Annotated in this window: 1 protein-coding gene and 1 pseudogene; both read left to right on the forward strand. The window is 58.7% G+C overall.

Going from position 1 to position 298, the window contains the following annotated elements; translation table 11 throughout:
• Positions 1-171, forward strand: a pseudogene (locus QN347_RS19705) (acetyl-CoA C-acetyltransferase); the annotation flags it as partial.
• Between the two features lie 38 nt (positions 172-209).
• On the forward strand, positions 210-298 hold an 89-nt coding region (locus QN347_RS21045; RefSeq protein WP_416350907.1), incomplete at its 3' end, for an acyl-CoA dehydrogenase family protein.

Consider the following 298-nt stretch of genomic DNA (forward strand, 5'->3'; position numbering starts at 1 on the left):
GTCAACGTCCATGGCGGCGCTTGCGCGCTTGGTCATCCTATCGGCGCTTCCGGTGCGCGCATCATCATTACCCTCATCGGTGCCTTGAAAAAGCAGCAGAAGCAACGCGGGATTGCATCCCTGTGTATCGGCGGCGGGGAAGCGACGGCGCTGGCGATTGAGTTGTGCTGAGTAGATAAAAAAATTTCCTCCAGAGAGAACGCAGCGACATGGTATTGACCCCGGAACAGCAAATGATACGCGACAGCATTCGCGCCTTCGCCCAGCAGCGCTTGCTGCCGAATGCGGCGCGCTGGGA

The organism is Sphingomonas sp. 10B4, from assembly GCF_035019905.1.
In the GTDB taxonomy this organism is placed as follows: domain Bacteria; phylum Pseudomonadota; class Alphaproteobacteria; order Sphingomonadales; family Sphingomonadaceae; genus Sphingomonas; species Sphingomonas glacialis.